The organism is Nocardioides lianchengensis (assembly GCF_900101465.1).
GTDB classification, from domain to species: domain Bacteria; phylum Actinomycetota; class Actinomycetes; order Propionibacteriales; family Nocardioidaceae; genus Nocardioides; species Nocardioides lianchengensis.
This window is the reverse complement of sequence record NZ_FMZM01000004.1, coordinates 387,553-413,829: the sequence shown is the minus strand read 5'-3', so window position 1 is coordinate 413,829 and position 26,277 is coordinate 387,553. Positions and strand designations below refer to the sequence as shown.

General features: G+C 73.3%; 12 protein-coding genes. 7 read left to right on the top strand and 5 right to left on the bottom strand.

Annotated features, from left to right (window positions below):
• Positions 1–43: 43 nt before the first annotated feature.
• Positions 44–1,234 carry a serine hydrolase domain-containing protein gene (locus tag BLT76_RS09745; protein WP_090854433.1) on the top strand — a complete coding sequence of 397 codons (1,191 nt, stop codon included), beginning with the start codon at positions 44–46 and terminating at the stop codon, positions 1,232–1,234.
• A gap of 222 nt (positions 1,235–1,456) precedes the next feature.
• On the opposite strand, the gene BLT76_RS09740 is transcribed toward BLT76_RS09745, so the two are convergent.
• Positions 1,457–2,179, bottom strand: coding sequence for a FadR/GntR family transcriptional regulator (locus tag BLT76_RS09740; RefSeq protein WP_090854430.1), 723 nt, complete (start codon positions 2,177–2,179; stop codon positions 1,457–1,459).
• A gap of 101 nt (positions 2,180–2,280) precedes the next feature.
• Here BLT76_RS09740 and BLT76_RS09735 point away from each other — a divergent pair, with 101 nt between their 5' ends.
• From BLT76_RS09735 to BLT76_RS09725, 3 genes are read left to right on the top strand one after another with little or no spacing between them, the layout of a single operon-like run.
• Positions 2,281–3,066: a (Fe-S)-binding protein gene (locus tag BLT76_RS09735; protein WP_090854427.1), complete on the top strand. Its 786-nt coding sequence runs from the start codon at positions 2,281–2,283 to the stop codon at positions 3,064–3,066.
• Positions 3,063–4,553, top strand: coding sequence for a lactate utilization protein B (locus tag BLT76_RS09730; protein ID WP_090854424.1), 1,491 nt, complete (start codon positions 3,063–3,065; stop codon positions 4,551–4,553). The genes BLT76_RS09735 and BLT76_RS09730 overlap by 4 nt, the downstream gene beginning before the upstream one ends.
• Positions 4,550–5,149, top strand: coding sequence for a LutC/YkgG family protein (locus BLT76_RS09725; protein WP_090854421.1), 600 nt, complete (start codon positions 4,550–4,552; stop codon positions 5,147–5,149). The genes BLT76_RS09730 and BLT76_RS09725 overlap by 4 nt, the downstream gene beginning before the upstream one ends.
• A 52-nt stretch (positions 5,150–5,201) precedes the next feature.
• Here the strand turns inward: BLT76_RS09725 and BLT76_RS09720 are convergent, their stop codons facing one another.
• A complete protein-coding gene (locus BLT76_RS09720; protein WP_139175465.1) occupies positions 5,202–5,432 on the bottom strand; it encodes a LysR family transcriptional regulator in 231 nt (76 codons plus the stop codon).
• Between the two features lie 287 nt (positions 5,433–5,719).
• Between BLT76_RS09720 and BLT76_RS09715 the strand changes: the two genes are divergently transcribed.
• Entirely contained in the window at positions 5,720–11,446 is a 5,727-nt protein-coding gene (locus tag BLT76_RS09715) for a family 78 glycoside hydrolase catalytic domain (RefSeq protein WP_139175464.1), read from the top strand.
• Between the two features lie 57 nt (positions 11,447–11,503).
• Here BLT76_RS09715 and BLT76_RS09710 read toward each other — a convergent pair whose 3' ends face one another.
• On the bottom strand, positions 11,504–11,971 hold the full coding sequence (locus tag BLT76_RS09710; protein WP_090854411.1) for a MarR family winged helix-turn-helix transcriptional regulator: 468 nt from the start codon (positions 11,969–11,971) through the stop codon (positions 11,504–11,506).
• A gap of 60 nt (positions 11,972–12,031) precedes the next feature.
• Here BLT76_RS09710 and BLT76_RS09705 point away from each other — a divergent pair, with 60 nt between their 5' ends.
• The gene (locus BLT76_RS09705) at positions 12,032–12,400 is read left to right on the top strand and encodes a VOC family protein (RefSeq protein ID WP_090854408.1); all 369 of its coding nucleotides are present in this window, start codon (positions 12,032–12,034) and stop codon (positions 12,398–12,400) included.
• Positions 12,401–12,431: 31 nt separating this feature from the next.
• Here BLT76_RS09705 and BLT76_RS09700 read toward each other — a convergent pair whose 3' ends face one another.
• Complete coding sequence (locus BLT76_RS09700) at positions 12,432–13,277, bottom strand: PfkB family carbohydrate kinase (protein WP_090854405.1); 846 nt, start codon at positions 13,275–13,277, stop codon at positions 12,432–12,434.
• Positions 13,278–13,356: 79 nt separating this feature from the next.
• Positions 13,357–18,447 carry a family 43 glycosylhydrolase gene (locus BLT76_RS09695; RefSeq protein ID WP_090854403.1) on the bottom strand — a complete coding sequence of 1,697 codons (5,091 nt, stop codon included), beginning with the start codon at positions 18,445–18,447 and terminating at the stop codon, positions 13,357–13,359.
• Positions 18,448–18,702: 255 nt separating this feature from the next.
• Here BLT76_RS09695 and BLT76_RS09690 point away from each other — a divergent pair, with 255 nt between their 5' ends.
• On the top strand, positions 18,703–26,094 hold the full coding sequence (locus tag BLT76_RS09690) for a family 43 glycosylhydrolase (RefSeq protein WP_090854400.1): 7,392 nt from the start codon (positions 18,703–18,705) through the stop codon (positions 26,092–26,094).
• The last annotated feature ends 183 nt before the right edge of the window (positions 26,095–26,277 follow it).

Sequence of the window (26,277 nt, the reverse complement as noted above, 5' to 3'; positions counted from 1 at the left end):
TCGCCGCTCGATGCGCAGGGGGCGGCCTTCCTAGCGTCGAGCCATGACCACTTCTCGGAAGATCCTGCTGGCCGCGGCCCTCGTCGCCGCCACCCTCACCCCGACGGCGCCCGCCCCGGCGGCTCCCGCTCCGGCGGCACCAGCTCCGGCGGCTCCCGCCGCCGATCCACGACCGGCGCACGACCCCGGCCTGCAGCGCCGCCTCGACCGGCTCGTGACCGACCAGCGGCTCCCGGGGGTGATCGCCACGGTCCGCGGCCGCGACGGCCGGGTGCGCCGCTACACCGCCGGCGTCGGTGACCTGCGCGACGGCTCGCCGGTCCCCGCCGACGGACGGGTGCGGATCGCCAGCAACACCAAGATGTTCACCGCGACCGTCGTCCTGCAGCTGGTGGGGGAGGGGAAGGTCGACCTCGACGCGCGGGTCGAGCGGTACCTGCCGGGCGTCGTCCGGGGGAGGGGGAACGACGGCCGCCGGATCACCGTGCGCCAGCTGCTCCAGCAGACGAGCGGGCTGCCCGACTACGACACCATCGTCGAGGCGCAGGGCGGGTCCCTGCAGTCCATCGCCGGCCAGTACTTCGAGCCGTACGACCTTCTCGGCGCCGCCCTCGGGGAGCGCCGGCACTTCAAGCCCGGCCGGAAGTGGGAGTACAGCAACACCAACTACGTCGTCCTCGGGCTGCTCGCCCAGCGGGTGACCGGACGGCCGATCGGTGAGGAGATCACCCGGCGGATCATCCGGCCCATCGGACTCGAGGACACCTACTGGCCGCGGCAGGGGGAGCAGCGGATCCGCGGCGTGCACCCGCGGGGCTACTGGGCCGACGAGCCGGGGGCGCCGTACGAGGACATCACCCGGATGGACCCGTCCCTCGGCGGGGCGGCCGGGCAGCTGGTCTCTACGACGGCCGATCTGGGCCGGTTCATGCAGGCGCTGCTCGACGGTCGCCTGCTCGCCCCGGCGCAGCTGGCGCAGATGCGCCGGACCGTGCGGGCGCCCGGCTTCGACGCCGAGCCGGGCTGGCGTTACGGCCTCGGGCTGGCCAGCCACCGGCTCCCGTGCGGCCTCCGCGGCTGGGGCCACGGCGGCGACATCCAGGGCTTCGAGACCCGCAACCTGGTGACCGACGACGGCCGCTGGGCGGTCGTCGCCGTCACCGCCCTGCCCGACACGCTTGAGGGCGTCGCGGCGGTCAGCGCCACGGTGGAGGCCGCCCTCTGCCGCTCCTGACCCGCACCCCTGTGGACAACTCCGCCGAGTCGGCGCACATGTGCGCCGACTCGGCGTGGCTGTCCACAGGGGGAGGGCCGCACATGGCCGATCGGTCCCGGCAGGCTGACCGATCGGACGATGCCGGGCGGGGTGTCGTTCGGAGATGGTTGACCTCTGCACGGGGAACCGCCCCGCCGATCAATCCCCCCGGTCGGCGGGGCGTCCCCGTGCTTCGGCGGCTCAGGGCGCCAGCAGTCGGCGCGACGAGTGGATGTGTCCCTCCATCAGCGTGGCCGCGCGCTCGGGATCACCGGCGGCGATGGCGGCGTGGATGGCCCGGTGCTCGGCGGTCAGCGCCGCGCGCACCTCGGGCCAGCGCTCGCCGAGCTGCTCCAGCTCGCGCAGGATCGGCAGCCGCATGGCCTCGCGGATGGCGATCGTCATGTCGGCGACCAGCCGGTTGCCGCCGGCCTCCGCGACGGCGATGTGGAAGGCCGTGTCGAGGTCGTTGAACGTCTCGCGGTCGGCGTCGCCGGCCATCGCCTCCAGCGGGGACGCGATCTCGGCCAGGGCCTCGGCCGACGCGTGCGCCGCGGCCAGCCCGGCGCTCGAGCGCTCCAGCATCACCCGGGCCGCGACCACGTCGGCCATCGCGAAGTTGGCCAGCGCGACGTGCAGCCGCAGCACCCGGGTCAGCGCCTCGGACGGCAGCGCGGAGACCACGGTCCCGGCGTCCGGGCCCGAGCCGACCCCCGAGCGGACCACGCCCTGCGCCTCGAGCGTCCGCATCGCCTCCCGTACGGCGGCCCGCGACACCTGCAGCCGCGCGGCCAGGTCGCGCTCCGCGGGCAGTCGGTCGCCGACCTTCAGGGTGCCGGCCAGGATCTGCTCCTCGACCCGCTCGACGACCAGCTCGTAGGCGCGCGCCCGGGCGACGGGCTGCCAGCCGTCGGTCGTGGTCACGCGGTCCTCCCTCGTCGTACCGCCGTTTGACCGGCGGAGCGGGGCGAGCCTATCGTTCTGTCCTGTGGTCTGACCACAGCAAGGTCAGAGGATGGAGAAGCATGCGGGTCGCACTGATGGTCACCTGCGTCAACGACGCGATGTTCCCCGAGACCGGGAAGGCCGTCGTCACGCTGCTGAGGCGGCTCGGCGTCGACGTCGAGTTCCCGGCGGCGCAGACCTGCTGCGCGCAGCCGATGGTCAACACCGGCTACCTCGACGAGGCGGTGCCCGTCGTCCGCACCTTCGTCGACGCCTTCGCCGGGTACGACGCCATCGTCACCCCGTCCGGCTCCTGCGCCGGCTCGGCCCGCCACCAGCACGGGATCGTCGCGAAGCGCTCCGGTGACGCCGGCTTGGTGCAGGCGGTCGCCGAGACGGCGCCCAAGACCTACGAGCTGACCGAGTTCCTGGTCGACGTGCTCGGCGTGACCGACGTGGGCGCCTACTTCCCCCACCGGGTCACCTACCACCCGACCTGCCACTCGCTGCGGATGCTCGGGGTCGGCGACCGGCCCCGGCAGCTGCTCGAGAAGGTCCGCGGGATCCGGCTCACCGACCTCCCGAAGGCCGAGGAGTGCTGCGGCTTCGGCGGCACCTTCGCGGTCAAGAACGCCGACACCTCGATCGCCATGGGAGCCGACAAGGCCCGCCACGTCCGCGACACCGGCGCGGAGGTGCTGGTCGCGGGCGACAACTCCTGCCTGATGCACATCGGCGGCGTGCTCTCGCGGCAGCGCTCCGGCGTCCGCGTCATGCACCTGGCCGAGATCCTGGCCTCGACCGAGGACGCGCCGGTGCTCGCCGCCCCGGCCGCCCCGACCCGCGCCCAGGAGGCCCCCCGATGAGCGGCACCTTCGTCGGCATGCCGGCCTTCCCGACCGCGGCCAAGGCCGCGCTCGGCGACACCCAGCTGCGCCACAACCTCTCCCACGCGACCGGGGTCATCCGGGCCAAGCGCTCCAAGCTGGTCGCCGAGGTCGAGGAGAACCTGGGCTGGGAGGACCTCCGCCTGGCCGGTGCCGCGGTCAAGGACCGCGCGCTGCGCGACCTGGAGACGAACCTGGTCCTGCTCGAGGAGCGGCTGAGCGCCGCCGGCGCGACCGTGCACTGGGCCCGCGACGCGGCCGAGGCCAACGCGATCGTCGTGGCGGTGGCGAAGCAGCATGCGGCCGAGGAGGTCGTGAAGGTCAAGTCGATGGTCACTCAGGAGATTGGCCTCAACGAGGCACTCGAGGCCGAGGGCATCTCGGCCTGGGAGACCGACCTGGCCGAGATCATCGTCCAGCTCGGCCACGACCTGCCCAGCCACATCCTGGTCCCGGCCATCCACCGCAACCGGGCCGAGATCCGCGAGATCTTCATCCGCGAGATGGGCCTGGTCGGCAAGCCCGCCCCCGAGGGGCTCACTGACGAGCCGGCCGCGCTGGCCGGTGCCGCCCGCGAGCACCTGCGCGAGAAGTTCCTGCGCGCCAAGGTCGCCGTCTCGGGCGCCAACTTCGCCGTCGCCGAGACCGGGACCCTGGTCGTCGTCGAGTCCGAGGGCAACGGCCGGATGTGCCTGACCCTGCCCGACGTGCTGGTCTCCGTGGTCGGCATCGAGAAGGTGGTCCCGAGCTGGACCGAGCTGGACCCGCTGCTCCGGCTGCTGCCGCGCTCGTCCACCGGCGAGCGGATGAACCCCTACACCTCCACCTGGACCGGGGTCACGCCCGGCGACGGCCCGCAGGAGGTGCACGTCGTCCTCCTCGACAACGGCCGCACCAACGCGCTCGCCGACGAGGTCGGCCGTCAGGCGCTGCGCTGCATCCGCTGCTCGGCCTGCCTCAACGTCTGCCCGGTCTACGAGCGCACCGGCGGGCACGCCTACGGCTCGGTCTACCCCGGCCCGATCGGGGCGATCCTCAACCCGCTGCTCAAGGGCACGGGCGACGCCCAGACCGACTCGCTGCCCTACGCCTCCTCGCTGTGCGGCGCCTGCTTCGAGGCCTGCCCGGTCCGCATCGACATCCCCGAGGTGCTGGTCCACCTCCGCTCGAAGGTCGTCGACGGCCACCGTGACGACACCGTCTCGAAGCTCGAGGCGGTCGCGTTCAAGGGGGCGGCGTACGTCCTCTCCGACGCCAAGCGACTCTCGCTCGCGGAGCGTGGCTCGGGCCTGGCCGGCCGGGTCCTCTCCCGCTTCGGCCGTACGACGCTCCCGGGTGGTCGCAGGGCCGCCGGCCGGATCCCCGGTCCCGGCGCCGCGAAGTGGACCAGCGCCCGCGACCTGCCCGCCCCGCCCGCGGAGTCGTTCCGCGCCTGGTGGAAGCGCACCGACGGAGGCACGAAGTGACGACCGCCCGCGACGAGATCCTGGGCCGCGTACGACGCGCGCTGGCCGACGTCGAGCCCGACCGCGAGCCGGTCGCCTCCCCGCGCCTGGCCGAGCGGCCGCACGCCGAGGTGGTCGACCTGTTCGCCGAGCGGGTCGAGGACTACCGCGCGATCGTCGAGCGCTGCACGCCGGCCCAGCTGGCCCGCAAGGTCGGCGCCGCCGTACCGAAGGGCGCGACGGTGGTCGTGCCCGCCGGCCTCTCGGTCGCCGTCAAGGGCGCGACCGTCGACGACGGCACGCTGACCTCGGCCGACCTCGACGCGATCGACGTGGTCGTCACCGACGCCCGGGTCGGGATCGCCGAGACCGGCACGATCGTGCTCGACCACACCGCCGGCATGGGTCGCCGGGCGATCACCCTGGTGCCCGACCGGCACGTCTGCATCGTCCGCACCGACCAGGTCGTCGCCGACGTCCCCGACGCGGTCGAGCTGCTCGACCCGGCCCGCCCGCTGACCTGGATCAGCGGCCCCTCGGCCACCAGCGACATCGAGCTCGACCGGGTCGAGGGCGTCCACGGCCCCCGCACCCTGCACGTCATCATCGTCGGCTGAGCTGCTCCAGTGGGGCCCGCCCGCCCAGCGCCGGAGCCCGCGCCCGCCCGGCTCAGACCAGGCCGAGCCGCACCGCGTGCACGACGACCTGCATGGTGTTGTCGAGCCCCCAGGCGCGCCGCAGCGCCTGCATCCGGCGGGTCAGGGTGCTCTCGGAGACGTTGCACGCGGCCGCGGCCTGGGCGGTCGTCGCGCCGTCCGCGATCTGCGCCAGCAGTCGCAGGGTCAGGTCGTCGGGGCGGTCGGGCACCGGGTTCTCGCCCTCGCTGTAACGATTCATCATTCCAGCCGGATTGTGGCAGCCGTCACCCCCTTTGGGAAGGGGGGCCAGACCAGCACTTCTCGTCGGTTCAGCCCGCTGAACCGCGTCTGACCGGATCCCGTCAACCTGAGACGCATCCCTAGCGCCTGTCAGTCCTCTGTGAAACGGTTCACGACAGTGCGTGACCGCTGTCACGCCGATGGTTCGATCGATGGGACTGACGCAGTGAACCGAGTTCTGACCCCCGCCGCACGTCGCGGCACCGCGGCGCTCGCGGCCCTCGCCCTCGTCGGGGGCTCGGCGTGGCGGTGACCGCCCCCGCAGGCGCGGTCGCCACGGCCGCAGTCGCCGCCGATCCGGCGGTGGTGCAGCTGTCCGGGCTGACGGTCAACGGCCGCACCGACCCGCTGGGCATCCCCGGCGAGGACCCCAGCCTGGGCTGGCAGGCCGCCTCGACGGCTCGCGGCGTCGTGCAGAGCGCCTACCAGGTCCGGGTCGCGAGCAGCGAGGACGCACTCGGCGACGCCGACGTCTGGGACTCCGGCAAGGTCGCCTCCGACCGCCAGACCGACGTCCTGTACGACGGGCCCGCGCTGACCTCGCAGACCCGCTACGTGTGGCAGGTCCGGACCTGGGACGGCACCGACCAGGCCTCGGCCTGGAGCGCGCCGGCGTCCTTCGAGACCGGCGTCCTGGCCGCGGGCGAGTGGCAGGCCGACTGGATCGGCAAGTCCACGTCGGGCGAGGTCGACACCTGGGACGACTACACCGCCGACATCGACTTCGACATCGCCGACCTGGCCATCGGCGTGTTCGTCCGGGCCGCCAACACGAGCAACGCCTACATGTGGCAGATCTCGACGGCCGACGGCACCGGCGTCCCGAAGTTCCGCCCGCACAAGCGGGTCAACAACGGCTACGCCCTCCTCGGGAACCAGCCGATCACCAGCATCACCTCGGCCCAGCTCCTCGAGGGCACGCACCGCCTGACGATCACGGTCGACGGCAGCACCATCACCACCCTGCTCGACGGCACCCAGATCGACCAGCGCACGGACTCGCAGTTCACCCGGGGCTTCGTCGGCTTCCGCCAGGACTTCGCCGACGGCAAGGGCGACGAGTCGGCCGACATCAAGAAGGTCAAGGTCACCCGCAAGAACGGCACCGTCCTGCTCGACACCGACTTCTCGTCGAGCAACCCGTTCGACGGCGGCCGGCTGACCGCGCAGGGTCTGCGCGTCGCCGAGCGCAAGGACGTCCTCTACCGCTCGAAGGACGCGAACAAGCCGCTGCTGCGCACGTCGTTCACGACCCAGCCCGGCAAGACGGTGGAGTCGGCGCGGGTCTACGCGTCGGCCCAGGGCGTCTACGAGCTGCAGCTCAACGGCGAGAAGGTCGGCGACCAGCTGCTCGCGCCCGGCTGGACCGAGTACCGCAAGCGGATCCAGCACCAGACCTACGACGTCACCGCCCAGGTCCGCAGCGGCGAGAACGCGTTCGGCGCGGAGCTCGGCGACGGCTGGTGGGCGGGCAAGATCGCGTCCTTCGGCTTCCGTCACTACGGTGCCAACCTGGGCCTGATCGCCCAGCTGCGCATCGACTACACCGACGGCACCTCGCAGGTCGTCGCGACCGACGACACCTGGACCAGCCACTTCGGCCCCTACGTCGCCGCCGACAACGTCGAGGGCGAGTCGTACGACGCCCGCGCCGAGCAGCCCGGCTGGGACGAGCCCGGCTTCGACGACACCGGCTGGAACCCGGTCACCGCGGCCACCGACACGACGGCCCGCCTGGTGCCGCAGCCCGACGAGCCGGTCCGCGTGACCGGTGAGGTCCCGGCACGGGTGCACACCACCCCCGCGCCCGGCGTCGAGGTCTACGACCTCGGCCAGAACCTGGTCGGCGTCGCCCGGATGAGGCTGCAGGGCCAGGCCGGGAGGACCGTCACCATCCGGTACGGCGAGGAGCTCAACCCCGACGGCACGCTCTACACCGCCAACCTCCGCTCGGCGAAGGTCACCGACACCTACACCTTCGCCTCGACCGGCACGGCGACCTACACGCCGAAGTTCACCCAGCACGGCTTCCGCTACGTCGAGATCACCGGGACGACGGCCGCCCCGGCCCTCGCCGACGTGACCGGCGTGGTCTGGGGCTCGGACCTCGCCGCGACCGGCGACCTGGCGACCTCGGACCCGATGCTGAACCAGCTGGTCAGCAACATCTCGTGGGGCCAGCGCGGCAACTTCCTGTCGGTCCCGACCGACACCCCGGCCCGCGACGAGCGGCTCGGCTGGACCGGCGACATCAACGTGTTCGCCCCGACGGCCAGCTACCTGCGCGACACCCGCGGCTTCCTCGCCAAGTGGATGACCGACCTGCGCGACGCGGCGTACACGGACGGGAACTTCCCGGGGATCGCGCCGGTGGTGCCGAACGCCGGCGACTTCGGCTCGGGCCTCGGCTGGTCCGACGCCGGCATCACGGTGCCGTATGCGACCTGGAAGGCCTGGGGCGACGGTCGGATCGTGCGTGAGAACTATGCGGCGATGGAGAAGTTCCTCGGCTTCGTGCGCACCAGCGCGGGCGCCGACCTGATCGACTCCAACCGCGGGCACTGGGAGGACTGGCTGAACCTCGACGATCCGACCAGCGTCGGCGTGCTCGGCACCATGTACTACGCCGAGGACGCCCGGATGCTCTCGGAGATGGCGGCGGCGATCGGCGAGGACGCGGACGCCGCTGAGTACGCCGCGCTGTCGACCTCCGTCCGCGAGGCGTTCGTCGACGAGTTCGTGCAGGCCAACGGTGTCGTGCAGGGCAACAGCCAGGCCGGCTACGCGATGGCGCTCGGGATGGGCATGGTCGCCGACCCGGCGCTGCGCGAGAAGGTGGCCGCCAAGTTCGTGGCCAAGCTGGCGGCGAGCGACAACCACCTGACCACCGGGTTCCTCGGCACCCCGTGGCTGCTGCCGGCGCTGAGCAGCATCGGCCGCGACGACCTCGCCTACACGATGCTGCTCCACAAGGACTACCCGTCCTGGGGCTACGAGATCGAGAAGGGCGCCACCACGATGTGGGAGCGCTGGAACTCGATCATGCCGGACGGCTCGTTCGGCCCGGTCGAGATGAACTCCTTCAACCACTACGCGTACGGCGCGGTCGGCGACTGGATGTACCAGAACATCGGTGGCATCACGCCGGTCGAGGCCGGCTACAGGTCGACCCGCATCGCCCCGGTCGTCGGGGGTGGCCTGACCCACGGCGCGGGTGACTTCGCCTCGGCGTACGGGCCGATCTCGACCGACTGGAGGCTGACGGGCGAGGACCTCGCGCTGCAGGTGCAGGTGCCGGTCAACACCACGGCCCAGGTCGTGCTGCCCGCCGCGAACCCGTCGGCGGTCAGCGAGGGCGGTGAGCTGCTCGGCGACGTCGACGGCGTCACCGACGTGACCGACGACGGCGACACGGTCACCGTCACGGTCGGCTCCGGCCGCTACGACTTCGACGTCACCGAGGGTAACACCCGGGTCGGCGAGATCGCCGCGGACCTCGACGAGCTGAAGTCCCACGTGGCCGACCTCGCCGGGGCCGGGGACGTCTCCGCGGCGCAGCGCCAGCAGCTCGACACCGCGGTCGACGCGGTCCGCTCCGACGTCGACGCGGCGCTCCTCGCCGGGCTCGGCGACGACCGGGCCGCCGTCACCGCGGCGCTCGACGAGGCCCTCGACGGGGTGCGCGGGCTGCGCACCTGGCTCACGACGGCCGAGCTGGCCGAGCCGGTCCGGGCCGACCTGGTCGCCCGGGTGACCGGGCTCGAAGGCCTGCTCGTGAACGCCTACACCGCCTCGGTCGGCGTAGCCGTCGCCCTCCCGCCGGTCGCCGGCGTGGCGGTCCCCGGCGGCACCCTCGCCGGCACGGTCGAGGTGACCAACGCCGGGACGAAGGCGCTCACCGGGCTCCAGGGCACGGTCACCGTGGCCGGCCTCGGGACGGCGGCCGTCTCGGCCGCGTCGGTGCCCGCCGGCGGCTCGGTGCAGCTGCCGTTCACGGTGTCGGTGCCGAAGCAGGCCGACCCGGGCGGGTACGACGCCACCCTGGCGCTGTCCCTCACCCTGGACGGCGAGCCGTTCACGGTCACCGCCTCGACGCCCGGCTGGGCGTCGGTGACCTCCGGCCTGGCCGTCGGCACCGTCACGGCGGCGACCGACGCGACCGACCCGGCCGACCACGCGGTCGTCACCGTGCCGGTCAGCAACAGCGGGACGACGGACGTCCGCGCGCACGTGGCGCTGACCCTGCCGGCCGGCTGGCGGACGGTCCCGTCGTCCGACGTGCTGGTGCCCGCCGGTGGCCAGGTGGACGTGACGGTTCCGGTCGTCGTACCGCTCGACCGGGCCAGCACCGAGCCGATCACCGTGGACGTCGCCGTCCGCCGGGCGGGGGCGACCCTGGCCGAGCGCACCGTCGACCTGACGCTCACCGCGCCCCGCCCGCCGGCGGCGTCGGTGGACCACGTCGACTTCGGGGACACGGCGTCGGAGAACGCCCACGCCCTGCAGAAGTCGCCGAGCAGCGGCGTCAACACCGAGGCCGGCCTGACCCGGCGCTACGCCAACTCGGGCACGCCCGGCTCGTGGTTCTCGGCCCAGGTGCAGGTGCCGGCCGGGAAGCCCTTCGTGCTCCGCAACGTGGAGACCTACTCGGGTCCCTACACCAAGAAGTACGACGTCTACGTCGACGACGTCCTGGTCCGGGAGCACCTGCTGCCGCGCGCCGAGGGCGGCGAGGGGTTCAAGGTCTACGACTTCCCGGTCACCGACCCGGCCGCGCTCGACAACACCGGGACGGTGCGGGTCCGCTACGAGTACCGCCTCGGGACCCGGGCCCAGGACGGCTTCTTCGACCCCTCGATCGCCGACCTGTGGGTGCTGCCGCTCGCGGCCGACACCCGCGGCCCGGACGTCTCGGCGGTCGTCGCGGCCGGCGCGGCCGGCGACGCCGGCTGGTACCGCTCGGACGTCACCGTCGCGGTCGCCGCGGCGGACACCCGGGACCCGGCTCCGCTCGTGGAGACCGCGAGCGGGGCGACCTGGGCGCCGTACGCCGGGCCGGTCGCGGTGACCGGGGACGGCAAGCAGGAGCTGTCGTACCGGGCGACCGACGCCGACGACAACGTCTCCACCGGCACCCTGCCGGTCTGGATCGACACCGTGGCGCCGGTGACGACGCTGACGGCGACCCGCGGCGCGGGCGTCGACGGGTCCGACCGGGCGACGCTCGCCTTCGCCGCCACCGACCCCACCAGCGGGGTCGCGGCGACGACGTACCGGGTCGACGGCGGGGAGTGGACGACGCTCGGCGAGCAGCCGGTCGTGGTCAGCGGGTACGGCGAGCACGTGGTCGACTTCGCCTCGACCGACGTGGCCGGCAACCCCGAGGCGCTGCGCACCGAGACGGTCAGCCTGACCGACGTCGACACGGTCGCCGCGATCGTGGCGCCGCAGGTCGCGGGGGTCGCGAAGCTCGGCTCGACGCTGCGGGCGACCACCGGGTCGTGGAACACCAAGGGGCTGACGTTCGGCTACCAGTGGCTGCGCAACGGGGCCGCGATCAGCGGTGCCCGCGCGGCGTCGTACCGGGTCGGCGCCGCCGACATCGGCAAGCGGCTCTCGGTGCGGGTGACCGCGTCGAAGGCCGGGAAGGCGCCCGGCGTCAGCACGTCGGCGGCGACCGCGCCGGTGGCCAAGGTGGCCTCGCGGACCACGGTCAGCGTGAACAAGGCCCGGGTCAAGAAGGGCAAGCCGGTCACGGTGACCGTGGTCGTGGCGTCGAACCCGCGGGCCACGGGCACGGTGGCGGTCCGCGTCGACGGCAAGGTCGTCAAGCGGGTCGTCCTGCGCGGCGGCCGGGCGGTCGTGACGGTCAAGATCCGCAAGGTCGGCAAGCACCGGATCGGGGCCGCCTACCTGGGCTCGGCCAGCACCGCCCCCTCCACCGCCGTCCAGCGCACCGTGAAGGTGGTCCGCTGACCGTCGGCTGAGCATCGACCCGGAGGGCCCCGCGCACCGCGCGGGGCCCTCCGTGCGTCACGGCTGCGGCGACTCCGGCCCCGGCTCGCGCAGGGCCGCGCCGCACCGGGACAGCAGCTGACCCAGCTGCGCCTGCTCGGCCGCGTCCAGCCCGGAGGTCATCCGCAGCTCGACCTCCCTGACCGCAGCGCTCGCCGCTGCGCGCTGCGCCCGGCCCGCGGCGGTGAGCTCGGTCGGCAGCACCCGGCCCGCGGCGGGTTGCTCGGGCCGGGTCACCAGCCCGTCGCGCTCGAGCGCCTGGAGCAGCACGTTCATCGACTGACGAGTGACGAAGGTGCCGCGGGCCAGCTCGGAGCTGGACAGCCCGGGCCGCTGGGCCAGCAGCTCGAGGCAGGAGTAGTGGGTGATGGTCATGCCCAGCGGGCGCAGCACCGTCTCCATCGCGGTGCGCAGCGCGCTCGACGTCTCCTTCAGCAGATAGCCCAGCGACGTCTCCAGGTCGATGCCGGCGCGCGATTGACTCATGTCAGTAGTCTGACATATCTTCAGTGTCAGATAACTGACAAACTTTCGAGAGGACCCACCATGCCCGCCATCGGCCCCGACTTCATCTCGCTCCAGGTGCGCGACCTCGACGCCTCGCAGGCGTTCTACGAGCGCTACCTCGGCCTGGTCCGCTCTCCGGCCGGCCCGCCGCACGCCGTCGTGTTCGAGACGAAGCCGATCGCCTTCGCGCTCCGCACCGTCGTACCCGGGACCGATCTCGACTCCGTCGCCCAGCCCGGACTCGGCGTCGCGATCTGGCTGCACGCCACCGACGTCCAGGCCATCCACGACGCCCTCGCCGCGGACGGTCACCCGATCGTCTCGGCGCCGATCGACGGTCCCTTCGGCCGGACCTTCACCTTCGCCGACCCCGACGGCTATCAGGTGACCCTGCACGACCGGGCCTGAGCCGGTCGCTGGGCCGAACGCGGGTCGGCCGTTACAGCCGGGCCCGGGCCCCGGCGTACCCGACGGACTCGGCCGCGGCGGCGATGGCGCGACGGACGGCGGCGTCGAGGTCGGCGCCGTCGGCCAGGGCGGCGGCGAGGGTGCCGGCGAGCACGTCGCCCGCGCCGGTGGTGTCGACGGCGTCGACGCGCGGGGCCGGGAGCTGCCGGCTGCCCGTGGCGTCGGCCAGCTGGGCGCCGGCGGCGCCGAGGGTGACGACCACCGACCGCGCGCCGGTCCGGGCCAGGACGGCCGCTGCGCTCGACTCGCCGCACAGGTCGGCCGCCTCGGACTCGTTCACGACCAGCGGGTCGGCGAGGGCCAGCGTCTCCGACGCGAGGGGTACGACGGGCGCCGGGCTGAGCACCAGCCGGCCGCCGCCGGCGGCCGCCGCGCGGGCGGCCGCGTCGACCGGTCCGGCGCCGACCTCGGTCTGGGCGAGGACGACGGCCGCGCCGGAGCAGGTGGCGGCGACCTCGTCGTCGGCCAGCGTCGCGTTCGCGCCGGCACCGACCACGATGGCGTTCTCGCCGTCCGGCGTCACCACGATCAGCGCGGTCCCGGTGGCCGCGTCGCGTCGTACCGCCACCCGGTCGGTGGCCACGCCGGCCGCCGCGAGCTGCTCCAGCTGCGTCCGGCCGGCCGCGTCGTCGCCGACCGCCCCGCACAGGACGACGGCCGCCCCGGCCCGGGCCGCTGCGACCGCCATGTTGGCGCCCTTGCCGCCCGCGCTGACCGCGGGCCCGTCACCCACCACCGTCTCGCCCGGCGCCGGCCGGGCCTCGACACGGACGGTCACGTCCTGGTTGATCCCGCCCACCACGACCACGCCACTCATGCCGGCCAGTCTCCCGTGTCCCCGAAATGGAGCACGCCCCGGCGGTCCGTGAGGGCCGCCGGGGCGTGCTCGGCAGGCGTCAGCGCCGCGCGCGCACCACCGCCGTCGCGGTGTCGGCGGTGACGGTGGCCGAGCCGGCGTACGCCACCTTCAGGGTGTGCTTGCCGGCCTTGAGGCGCACCTTGACCGTCGTGGTCCGGCCCGCGTTCGCGACCCGCTTCACGACCTTGCCGTCGACCCGCAGCGTGACGGCGCCGCGGGCGGCGACCGACGAGGGGCGGGCGGCGAGGGTGATCCGGACCGTCACGGGACGACCGGCCTTGGCCGTGCGCGCCACCTTCAGGGTCACCGTGCCGGTGGCCTTAGCCACCGCGCGGGTGGCGACCGAGCGGGCGACCCCGGCCGGGCCGGACCCGGCGCGGGCGGTCACCTGGACCGAGATCCGGCGCCCGACGTCGGCGGCGGCGAGGCGGTAGCGCGACGCGGTCGCGCCCCGGATCGCCGCCCCGTCCCGCAGCCACTGGTAGCCGAAGGACAGCCCGTCGACCGACCAGCGGCCGGTCGTGGCCGCCAGCTGCTGACCGACCACGGCGGACCCGCTGACCACCGGCAGGGCGGTGGCGGACGGCGCCGTCGGGCCCGACGCCGCGTCGACCGACACGGTGTCGACCGCCGAGGTGTTGCCGGCGACGTCGGTGACCCGGAACGACACGGTGTGCGCCGCGCCGTCGAGCTCGACCGCGCCGGTGTAGGCGAGCCAGCCGCCGCCGTCGAGGTGGTACTCCACCAGCGCGACACCCGAGTCCGCGTCGGACGCGGTCAGCGTCACGACCCGGTCGGCCACGGCCGCGGTCACGGTCGGGACGACGTCGTCGACCTTCACCGCCTCCGTCCAGGTCTCGCTCCACTGCAGGTTGGCGCCGCGGGCGCGGTAGGCCACGTCGTACGAGCCGGCCGGCAGGTCGACGGCGGCCGTGTACGTCGTCCACTCGCCCGACCCGAGCCGGTACTGCAGGGTCGGCGCCGAGCCGGACAGCGTCAGCGCGGCGGCCGCGCCGTACCAGCCGGACGAGCCCGCGTCGGACACGGTCGCGGTGACCGGACCGTCGGTGTAGGCCAGCGGCGCCACCGACGACAGGGTCGGCACCACCTTCTGGATCAGCCCGTCCTCCCCGAAGGTCAGCCGGTCGATCGTGGTCTCCCGGTTGGTGCCGTTGCCGCCGGGGATGGCGAAGCGGTGGTAGGCGATGTACCACTCGTCGGTGCCCGGCACCTGGACGATCGAGCTGTGGCCGGTGGCCAGGATGCCCTGCGACTCGTCCTTCTCCAGGATCACGCCGCGGTAGGTCCACGGCCCGGTCGGGCTGGTCGAGGTGGCGTAGCCGACCCGGTAGTTCGGCGAACCGGTGTCGTCGATCGCGTAGGTGAGGTGGTAGATCCCGTTCCGGTAGTTCATGAACGAGCCCTCGCGGTACGACGTCAGCCCGCTCATCGCCGAGATGGTCCCCGGCTTCAGCGACACCATGTCGTCGGCCAGCTCGGCCATCACCGGCGAGCCGTTGCCCCAGTAGAGGTAGTACTTGCCGGACACCGGGTCGTGGAACGCGGCCGGGTCGATCGCCTGGCCGGAGGTCACCGACTCGTTGTTGAGGATCATCGCCTGCGGCTGCGCGGTGAACGGCCCGGTCGGGCTGTCCGCCACGGCCACGCCGATCGTCTTCCGGTTGTACGTCGGGTTGTGGCCGGAGAAGTAGAAGTAGTACTTCCCGCCCCGCTCGATGATCGTCGGGGCCCACGCGTTGCCGGTCGCCCACGGGACGTTGCCGTTGGCGCCGTCCAGGGTGAGGAACGGCTGCTCCGAGCGGGTCCAGTCGACCAGGTTCGTCGAGCTCCAGACGTAGAAGTCCTTCCCGCCCCAGCCGGGCGTGCCGTCGGTGGTCGCGTAGAGGTAGTAGACCCCGTCGAAGACCGCGATGTTCGGGTCGGCGTAGAGCCCGGGCAGCACCGGCGAGCGCATCACGACCGCCCGCACCGTCCAGGTCCGGCTCGCGCCGCCGTTGGTCACGGTGACCTGGACCGGCGACGTGTAGTCGGCCGGGCCGGACGGGGTGACCGTCGCGCCCGCGGGGACGACGTACGTCGGGTTCAGCGTGGTCAGGTCGGTGCCCGGCTCGACCGGCAGGGTGACCGTGCCGGCGGTGCCGTCGATGGTGACCGGCGCCTTCAGCGAGCCGAGCGTGACGTTGACGATGTCGGTCGGGGCGGCGGCCAGCTCGGCCACCTCGCCGGCGGACAGGGCCCGCGAGTAGATCCGGACGTCGCGCAGCTTGCCGCGCAGCCGGTTGTCGCCGTTGTACGCCGAGCGGCCGAGGTAGTTGGCCGTGGTGACGCCGTCGCCGAGGTCACCAGGCTTGAGGCTGACGTTCGCGTTCCGGGCGACCTGCCGGCCGTCCAGGTAGAGCGTCGAGGCCCCGCCGCCGAGCGTGTAGGTCAGCGTCTTCCAGGCGCCGCGGCCCAGCGCGGAGCCGGACGTCATGCCCTGCTCGGTCGTCCAGTTGCCCGAGGCGATCGCGGCCCGGTAGGTGCTGTTGCCGGTCGCGAACAGGTAGCCGTTGCCGTTCCCGTCGGTGCCGGTGTTGCCGAGGTTCCAGACGAAGTAGTTGCCGGTCTGGGCGCTGTCGACCCACACCTTGGTGGAGACGGTGATCTCCTCCAGGCCGCTCATCAGGTTGTTCGGCAGCTTCACGTGGCCGGCGGTGCCGCCCAGGTTCAGCGCGCCGTCGACGAACGAGGTGTCGCCGACCAGGGTGCCGTCGTACCCGTGGCCGCTGGTGTCCTTCGCGTCCCCGCTCAGCGGGTACGACGCCACGAGCCCGTCCTCGGTGCTCTGCACCGGCGGCGGGGGAGCGGGCAGGTCGGCGCGCAGCGCGTCCAGCTCGGCCTGGGTGACCGGGATGACCGTGCCGTGGCGCGGGCTGGCGGGCAGCTTGTAGCCGGTGGGGACCTTCCAGTCCGGGTTCTCCAGGTCGTCGGTGGTCAGCGGGATGTAGCCGCGGCCGCCGTACTCGTCGACGAAGAGGTAGTACTGGCCGCCCGAGGTGTCGCCCGGGTTGCGCTTGAAGACCGTCGGACCCTCGACCGCCGAGGTGCCGGCCCCCTTGCCGATGCAGCCCTTCATGAACTGCCAGGTCGGTGCCCCCGGCTGGTCGACGGCGGTCAGCGAGGACGCCTTCTCCTGGATGATGTCGGAGCAGCCGGTGCCGCCCCCGCCTTCGTCCTTGGTGAAGCGGTAGAACGTGTCGCCCTCCTTGATCACGGTCGAGTCGATGCGGGACTCGCCGCGGTCCTGCCAGATCTTGGCCTCGCTGAAGGTCACGAAGTCACGCGTCGTGGCGTAGAGCATCCGGTTGTAGGTGCTGCCGGTGTGGTTGACGTCGCTCTCGGCGTAGAGCTTGGAGGCCCAGAAGACGACGTACTGCTGGAGCTCCTCGTCCCAGTAGGCCTCGGGGGCCCAGGTGTTGCCGGCGGTGGGCGGCGAGACGAGCACGTGCCGCTGCGCCGACCAGGTCTTCAGGTCGGTCGACTCCCACACCTCGAGGTAGCGGCTGCCGGTGCGCTGCGAGCGGTCCCAGTCGCCGTTGCGGCCGATGGACAGGTCGGTGGCGATCAGGAAGAACCGGTCGCCCTCGGGGGAGCGGATCAGGAACGGGTCGCGCAGGCCCATCTCGCCGTACGTCGACTCCAGCACCGGCTGGCCGCCGTTGAGCTCGTCCCAGCGCAGCGCGTTGTTGCCCTTGCTGGCCGCGAAGTAGATCTTCTCGCCCTGGATCGAGTTGTTGGCGAAGTAGCTGAACGCATAGCCCGCGTACGGCGCGGCCGCGCGCTTCTCGCGCACGGTCAGCGGGATCGCACGGGTGGCGGTGGCCGCCCCGACCGTGACGGTTGCGGTCAGGGTGACGCTGGTGTCGCCGGCGCCGTGGGCGGGGCGGGTCACCAGGCCGGTGGTGGAGACGACCGCGGGCGCCGAGGACGCCCAGGTGACGGTGCTGCCGTGCCGGCCGGTGGCGGGCAGGGTCAGGTGCCCGCGGACGTCGTCGGCGTGCACGAGCGCGAGCGCGGCGGCCGCGGCGTCGGCCTTGGACTGGTCGCTGTCGGCCGGGAGGACGGTGGCCGCGAAGGTCTTGGTCTCGCTGGACGCGCCCTTGGTGATCGTGGCGGTCAGGGTGACCTGGGCCGGGTCGGCACCGACGCCGGGTCGGGTCACGGCGCCGGTGGTGCTGATGACGGACGGGTCGCTCGAGGCCCAGGCGACGGCCGAGCCGAAGGCGCCGGTGGTCGGCAGCGCGAGGTTCGCGGTCACGGCGGAGACGTCGCCGAGGGACAGGGCGTCCTTGTCGCCCGCGACCCGGTTGGCGTCGGTCAGCGAGATGTCGGCGACCTCGCCGGCGCTCAGCGCGCGGGAGTAGATCCGGAAGTTCTTGACCTTGCCCTTGAGCGTGTTGTCCGCGGCGTAGTTGGACTCGCCCAGGACGTTGTTGGTCGTGGTGCCGTTGCCGATCGCGCTCGGGAGGACCGAGACAGCGGTGTTCTGGCCGACCTGGACCCCGTCCTCGTAGAGCGTGCCGGTGGTGCCGGTCTGCGTGTAGGTCACGGTCTTCCACACGCCGCGGGCCAGGTTGCCCCCCGACGTGCGGGCGGTGACCTTCTCGCCGGACCAGTTGCCCGGCGTCGTCGCGGCGCGGAACCCGTTGCCGCTGGCCATCAGGTAGCCGGTCCCCGTGCTCGAGGTCGCCGGGTTGCCGAGACCCCAGATGAAGTACGGCGTCGCCTGCGAGGACTCGATGAACACGTCGGTCGACACCGTGATCGACGACAACCCGGCCATCACGTTGTTCGGCAGCTTCACGTGGTCGTCGACGCCGTCGAGCGCGAGACCCTGGGCGCCGCTCCAGGTGCCACCGCCGACCACGGTCCCGTCCCGCCCATTGCCGGAGGAGTCGGTGACCGTGGTGCCGGACGCCTGGGTCAGGTCGTAGCGCAGGAGCAGGCCGTCGGTGACGTCGGCCGCGGCGGCGCGGGCCGGCGTCGCCAGCAGCAGCCCTCCGCACAGGGCGAGCACCACGGCCGAGGCCAGGGCTCGCAGGGTGGACGGGGGCGGTGCTGGGGTCATGGTGCGTCCTTCGTCGGCGGGGCCGGTCGGGCGAGTGTGAGCGCTAACAAAGTGGCAGTGTGACCGTGGGCACACGGGGCCGTCAAGAGGCCCGGTCAGGCGGAGAACAGCCGGTCCGAACGACCTGAGCAAAGTTGTGAACGTTCACAAGACTGATCCTTGACCCAGGTCAGTGTTAGCGCTAACAATGCAGGCCTTGTGTCGGCTGTCACATCGGGGGCTGCCGTTCGTCGTCGTCCGAGGAGCCCGCTGAAAATGACGTCCGTCGCGCCCCGTCGCGTCTCCCCCGTGCCGCTGCTGGTGGCCCTCACCGCGCTCGCGCTGATGCTGGCCGGGCTGGTCCTGCCGGCCACCGCCTGGGCCGCCCCCACCGCGCCCGCGGCCCCGACCGCCACCACCGACGGTCAGTCCGTCACGGTCGCCTGGGCCGCCCCGGGCGGCACCCCGGTCACCGGCTACCTGGTCGAGGTGCGCGGCGCGAACGACGCGGTCGTCGCGTCCTACCAGGTCGGCGCCGACGTCACGTCGTACGCCTTCGCGGGCCTCGACGACGGCACCTACACCGCCACGGTGACCGCGCTCGACGCCGACGGGGCCGCCGCCTCGCCGGCCTCCGCGCCGGTGACCGTCGACCTCGACCTGCTGGCCAGCTGGCAGTTCGCCGGCCTCGGCACCGCAGCCGGTACGACGGTCCCGGACGCCTCCGGCAACGGCAACGCCGCCACCCTGCGCGGCTCCGGCGCCACGGTCTCCGGCGACGCGCTGACCCTCCCGGGCGGCGCCAGCGGCTCGAGCGCGGCCTACGTGCAGATGCCGACCGGCCTGCTCAACGGTCAGGACACGGTCACGATCTCCGCCTGGCTGCGCAACGAGACCGGGTCGGGCAACTACGCCGCGCTCTTCTACGGCGCGGCCGCCAACCCGCCGTCGCGCTACTTCCTGCTCAACCCCAAGAACCCCTCCGGGCTGCTGAAGACGGTCGTCACGACCGGCACCACGAGCACCTCCGCCCCCTGGGGCACCGAGACCGGCATCTCGCCCACCACCGCCAGTCGCGGCATCGCCGGCCCGACCACGACCGCCGGCGCCTGGGGTCTCTACACGACGGTCATCGAGCCGACCCGGATCACCGGGTACTACAACGGCGCCAAGGTCGGCTCGGTCACCCACGCCACCGCGCTGAGCAGCTTCGGCACCAACCTGGTCGGCTACATCGGGCGGTCGTCGTACGCCGACATCTTCTACAAGGGCGGCGTCCGCGACGTGCGGGTCTACACCAAGGCCCTCACCGACGCCTCCGTCGCCGCGCAGTACGCCTACGACCAGGCCACGGCCGACGCCGCCGCGCTGAGCGTCCCGGCCACCACCGCGGCCGACCTGGCCCTCCCGACCGCCGGCGCCCGCGGCTCCCAGGTCCGCTGGACCAGCTCGAACCCGACGCTGGTGACCAGCTCCGGCGCGGTCACCCGCCCGAGCGGTGCCGACGTCGACGTCACCCTGAGCGCCGTCGTCACCAAGGGCGGCAAGCAGGTCACCCGCGAGTTCGTCGTCTCGGTCCTGGCCGACAACGCCGAGGCCGACGTGGTCCGCGTGGCCGCGGCGTACGACGTCGCGATCAGCGAGATCGCGTCCGACATCACCCTGCGGACCCAGGTCGACGGCGTCGACGTCGCCTGGCAGTCCTCCGCCCCGGGCGTGCTCGCCGCGAACGGCGCCGTGACCCGGCCCGCGACCCGGACCCCCGTGACCCTCACCGCGACCTTCTCGCGCGACGGCCACACCCGCACCCGCACCTTCGACGTGCACGTCCTGGCCGCCGACGCGGGCCGGGTCGGGAGCTACATCGCCACCGGCGACACCAACCGCACCGACGCGATCCACCTGGCCCTGGCCGAGGGCGGCGCCACGACGTACGCCCCGCTGAACAACGGCCGCCCGGTGCGCTACGCCGACAGCTACGCGGTCAAGCTCGGCTCCCCGAGCATCTTCCGCCGGCCCGACGGCCGCTTCGGGGTGGTCGCCACGGTCAACAGCAACAGCTCATCGGTCTACCTCTACGACTCGCCCGACCTGGTGACCTTCCGCAACCAGCGGCTGGTGGCGTTCAACGGGCTCGGCCTGAACGCGCGGTCGGTCGCGGTCGCCTACGACAACGGCATCGCGGCCTACCGGCTGACCTTCACCGCGCTCGGCGACAGCAAGACCTACCAGGTCACCAGCGCCGACCTCGCGACCTTCTCGGCCCCGGTCGAGGTCGCCGCCCCGTCGGCACCCGCCGTCGCCACCTTCCCGGCCGGCGCGATCGAGACCTCCAGCATCGGCGTCACCCCGAGCGAGTACGCCGCGGTGCGGCAGGCCTGGACCCGCATGCGCGCCACCGGCGTCCAGCCGGTCGACGACGTCACCATGGCCGCCGGCGGCAGCCTGCGACTGCCGAAGGGCGCGGCGGTCACCTACAGCAACGGCGGGTCGGACACCGTCCAGCCGGTGACCTGGGACGCGGCGTCCGTCGCCGCGGTGGACACCGACACCCCCGGTGAGTACGTCGTCACCGGCACGGTCGGGCGCACGGCGTACCCGGAGAAGCTCGCGCACCAGCGGGCCGACCCGGACGTGACCGTGGGTGACGACGGGAGGTACTACCTGACCGCGTCGTACCCCGCGATCGGCAGCGACCCCGAGGGCTACGACCGGGTCGTGCTGCGGCGCGCCGACACCATCGCCGGCCTGGCCGACGCGCAGGAGGCGGTGCTCTGGGACGAGGCCAACTCGGCGCTGCAGCGCTACGTCTGGGCGCCCGAGCTGACCAAGATCAACGGCGGCTGGTACATCCTGTTCACCGCCAGCCGCAGCTCCAACGTCTTCGACATCCGGCCGATGATGCTGCGCCACACCGGCGGCGACCTGATGGACCCGGCGAACTGGGTCGAGGTCGGCGCGATGCTGGCGAAGTCGGGTGACACGCTCGCGTTCGCGAACTTCTCGCTCGACATGACCTACTTCGAGCAGGGCGGGCGGCACTACGTGATCTGGGCGCAGTCGGCCCCGTCGTCGGCGCTGCTGATGGCCGAGATCGACCCGGAGAACCCGCGCCAGCTGATCTCGAACGCGCGGATCATCGCCTACCCCGACCTGGCCTGGGAGGGCAACACCGCCACCAACCAGCAGATCGACGAGGGCGCGGCCGTCATCAAGCGTGGCGACAAGGTCTACGTGACCTACTCCGCCTCGACGGTCGACGACAAGTACAGCGTCGGCCTGCTCACCGCCGACCAGGACGCCGACCTGCTCGACCCGGCGTCGTGGACCAAGACCAACCACCCGCTGCTCACCACCGCCGACCTGCCCGCCGGGCAGACCGGCCCCGGCCACAACTCGTTCACCGTCGACGAGCTCGGCAACCCGGTGATCGTCTACCACGCCCGGACCACCGCGGACACGACCGACGGCGGCCTCACCGACCCGAGCCGGCACGCCCGCGCCCGGACGGTGCACTTCGACGCGACCGGTGCCCCGGTGCTGAACGTGACGGCCGAGGAGGAGCTGCCCGCGGACCGCGCGGTCAGCGTCACCGTGCACGTCGAGGCCGTCCCGATCGAGGTGCCGGGCGCGCCCGGCACGCCGGTCGTCAGCCAGCGCAGCAGCACCGGCGCGGTCCTCGCCTGGACCGCGCCGACCCAGGACGGCGGCGCGGACGTCACCGGCTACCGGGTCCGGGTCACCCGGGGCGGCGGCCAGGTCTCCGAGCAGGAGGTCACCGGGACGTCGGTCTCGCTGGCCGGTCTGACCGCGGGCGAGACCTACCAGGTCACCGTCGCGGCCCGGAACTCCGCCGGGTACGGCGCCGCCACCGCGCCGGTCGAGTTCACCACCCTCGTGCTGCCGGCTCCGCTCGTGCACTACCCGCTGAAGAGCGACCTCGAGGAGACGGTCGGCGACCGTGACGCCACCGCCGTCGGCACCGTGACGTACGACGACGGCGTGACCCTGCCGGGCGGCAGCACGTCGGCGACCAACTACGTGAAGCTGCCGAACGGCCTGCTCCCGACCGCCAGCCCGAACGTCAGCGTCTCGGTCTGGATCAAGAGCGACACCCCGGCCCGCAACGGCGCGGCGATCGGCTTCGGCACGCCGCCGGTCAACAGCCTGCCGACGAACTACTGGCTGCTGAACCCGACCGGCCCGAACGGCTCGGCCCGCTCGGTGATGACCAACGGGGTCAACGCGACGCAGCCGTGGACCACCGAGGTCGGCGTGACCGGCCCGGCCACCACCGCGAAGCGCGGGGCGTGGGTCAACTACACGACCGTCTTCACCGCGGGCACGCTCACGTCGTACGTCGACGGCGTGCGGGTGGGCTCGGTCGCCAAGTCGCGCACCTTCGCCGACTACGCGGCCGCCGGGACGCTGGAGGGCTACCTCGGTCGCTCCGGCTACGCCGCGGACGCGGCGTTCAAGGGCTCGTTCCGCGAGCTCAGCATCTTCGACGCCTCGCTGAGCGACGACCAGGTCCGCGAGCTGGCGGCCGACGACGCGTTCATCCTGGCCGGTGCGCGGGAGCGGCTGTCGCTCGGCGACACCTCCGCCGTCACCGGCGACCTGACCCTGCCGACCACGCTGGCCGACGGGGTGACGGTCGCCTGGGCGACCAGCGACGCCTCGGTCGTCTCGGCGAGCGGTGCGATCACCGTGGCCGGGGCCGCCCGGACCGCGACCCTGACCGCCACCCTCACCCGGGGAGCCCGCACGGCCAGCAAGGAGTTCGCGGTGACCGTCCCGGGTCGGGACGCCGTCGTGGCCGCGGCGGCCGACCTCCTGGTCGCGCCCACCGTGGTCGCCTCCGGGGACCGGCTGCCGGTCCTCGACGTCGACGGGATCACCACGACCTGGTCGACGGCGACGCCCGGCCTCACGGTCACGGACGGCGTCGTCACGGCCACCCAGCGCACCAGCGGCACGGTCACGGCCGTGGTCTCCGCCTCCGGCGCGCAGTCGGTGACCAAGGCGTTCACGGTGACCGTGCTGCCGGCGGCCGCCGCGCGGTTCGTGCTCGGCTACACCCGCGCGCCGCTCGCCACGCAGACCTATGGACCGAACCTGGCCCACGGCCTGCACCTGGCGCTCGGCGCCGAGCGGGCCGGCCTGACGGCGCTCAACGAGAACCAGGGCATCGTCTACGCCCGGGCGGTCCCGACCGCCACGGTCGAGCTCAACGACGTCCGCACGATGGTCGACCCCTACGTCTTCCGCACCGCGGAGGGCGGGTACGGCGTGGTCGCCACCCGGACCCTGTCCGGGGGCAGCCCCGACAGCAGCGCCGCGACCAGCATGCTGCTGTTCACCTCGCCCGACCTGCGCGACTTCACCGAGGTCGGCCTGCTCGAGGTCGACCCGGCCGCGGGCGGCGTGCGGAAGCCGCGCGTGCTCTGGGACTCCGCCGAGAAGCGCTACCTGATCTCGTGGGAGACCTCCACGGGCACGGCGCGCTACGCCACCACCGAGGACCTGGACGAGGCGCCGAGCGCGCCGACGAACGGCCGCCCGGTGACCGACGAGACGCCGGCGACGACCGCCGCGACGGGCGCCGTACCGGTGAACAACCTGGTCGTCGATGCGGCCACCGCCGAGGGCCTGCGGGTCCGCTTCGGCCGGATCGCCAACACCGGCGTCGAGGTCGACCCGGTCGACGTCGCCGCCGGCGGCGAGGTGGACCTGGCCGACGTGCGGGCGCAGCTGTCGTACGACGACGGCTCGACCGCGACCCGCGCCATCACCTGGGACCCGGCCAGCCTGGCCGCGGTCGACACCGACACCCCGGGCGACTACACGGTCACCGGCACGGTGAAGCAGACCGACTACCCGTTCCCGTTCCTGGTCGGCCGGGCCGACCCGGCGGTGGTCCGCTGGCAGGGCAAGTACCTGTTCATCGCCACGACCGAGGGCGCGCAGGCCGACCTGCGGGTCCGCACGGCCGACACGGTGCTGGGGCTGCGCACGGCTCCCGAGAGCACGATCCTCACCCAGGGAGGCAACGTCCCGGGCCCGCTGTGGGCGCCCGAGTTCCACGTGATCCAGGGCCAGCTCTACGTGTTCTTCGCCTCCGGCGTGGACCAGAACTGCTGGTGCAACGTCCAGTCGCACGTGATGCGGCTGACCGGCACCGACCCGACCCTGGCCGCGTCCTGGGGCACCCCGCAGGTCGTCCAGGAGAAGGACGGCGGCCGACTGCAGCTCGACGCCGAGCACCCGGGCATCTCGCTCGACATGACCTACTGGGAGGACACCCGCGGCGGCCAGACCGTCGGCTATGTGTCCTGGTCGCAGCGCTACATCGCCGGCGGCGTCACCGGTGACGCCCAGCTCTGGGTGGCCACCGTCGACCCGGCGAACCCGGCGCGGCTCACCAGCGAGCCGCGGCTGCTGACGGCGGCGGAGTTCGGGTGGGACCACAACACGGCCGCGGTCGCGGAGGCGCCGTACGTCGTCCGCCACGGCGACACGATGTACCTCACCTACTCGGGCTCGGCCACCGACAACACCTACGTCGTGGGCCTGCTGACCGCGCCGGCCGGAGCGGACCTGACCGACCCGGCGGTGTGGACCAAGCACGTCTACCCGGTGCTGAAGTCCGACCCGTCGATCCAGCAGACCGGTCCGGGCCACAGCATGTTCTCCGTCGACGAGGACGGCAACGACATCCTCGTCTACCACGCGAAGAACAACGGCGGCTCCCGCGACGCCGCGGTCCGGCGGATCCACTGGGCGGCGGACGGCATGCCGATCCTCGACATGACCAAGGACGAGGAGGTGGCCCCGGCCAACCGCGCGGTCAGCACCACGGTCACGGTCCGGGCGGCGTCCGACACCACGGCCCCGGTGGTCGCGGTGACGGTCGACCCCGCCGAGCCGGGCGGGGCCGCGGGCTGGCACACCGGGCCGGTCACGGTCACGGCGAGCGCCACCGACGACGTCGCGGTCACGGCCCTGGAGCAGCGGATCGGCGCCGGCGTGTGGACGTCGTACGACGGGCCGCTGAGCCTGCCGGAGGGCGTCACCGAGGTGTCGTTCCGGGCGTCCGACGCGGCCGGCAACACCTCGGAGCCGGTGACCAGGACGGTCCGCCGCGACGGTACGGCGCCGCGGGCGACCGCCGCGACGACGCCGGCGCGACCGAACGGGACGGCCGGCTGGTTCACCACCCGCGCGGTGCGGGTCGTGGTGGCCGGGACGGACGGAGGCTCGGGCGTCGTCCGACGTGAGGTCCGGGTCGGGACCGGGCCCTGGCGGGTCTACTCCGCCCCGGTGGCGGTGCCGGTGGGGACCACGGCGGTGCAGTACCGCGCGGTCGACGCGGCCGGCCTGGTCTCCGCGGTCGGCACCCTCGCGGTGCGGCTCGACCCGACCGCCCCGAGCCTGGCGCTGAAGCAGCGCAAGGCGCGCGGCAAGGTCACCGTGACGGCCACCGCCCGCGACACCGGCTCGGGGGTCGCGAGCGTCCGCTACCGGGTCGACGGCGGCGCCTGGAAGGTGCTCCGGTCGACGGTCGCGGTGAAGAAGGCCGGCCGGCACACGGTCGCCGTCCGGGTCACCGACCGGGCCGGGCTCGTGACGACCAAGCAGCTGAAGGTGCGCGTCACGAAGCGCTGAGACCGCGCGCCGCACGGGCCGCCACCCCGCCCCGGGGTGGCGGCCCTCGGCGCGCCCGCAGCCCGTCGTACCCCGCCTGGATGTGAACGCTCACCCCTTCGGATAGTCCCTGACGTCCGGCAGGCCCAGATCCCGCAGAACGTCGGGGACTATCCCGGCGGGGTGATCGTGTGAGCGTTCACA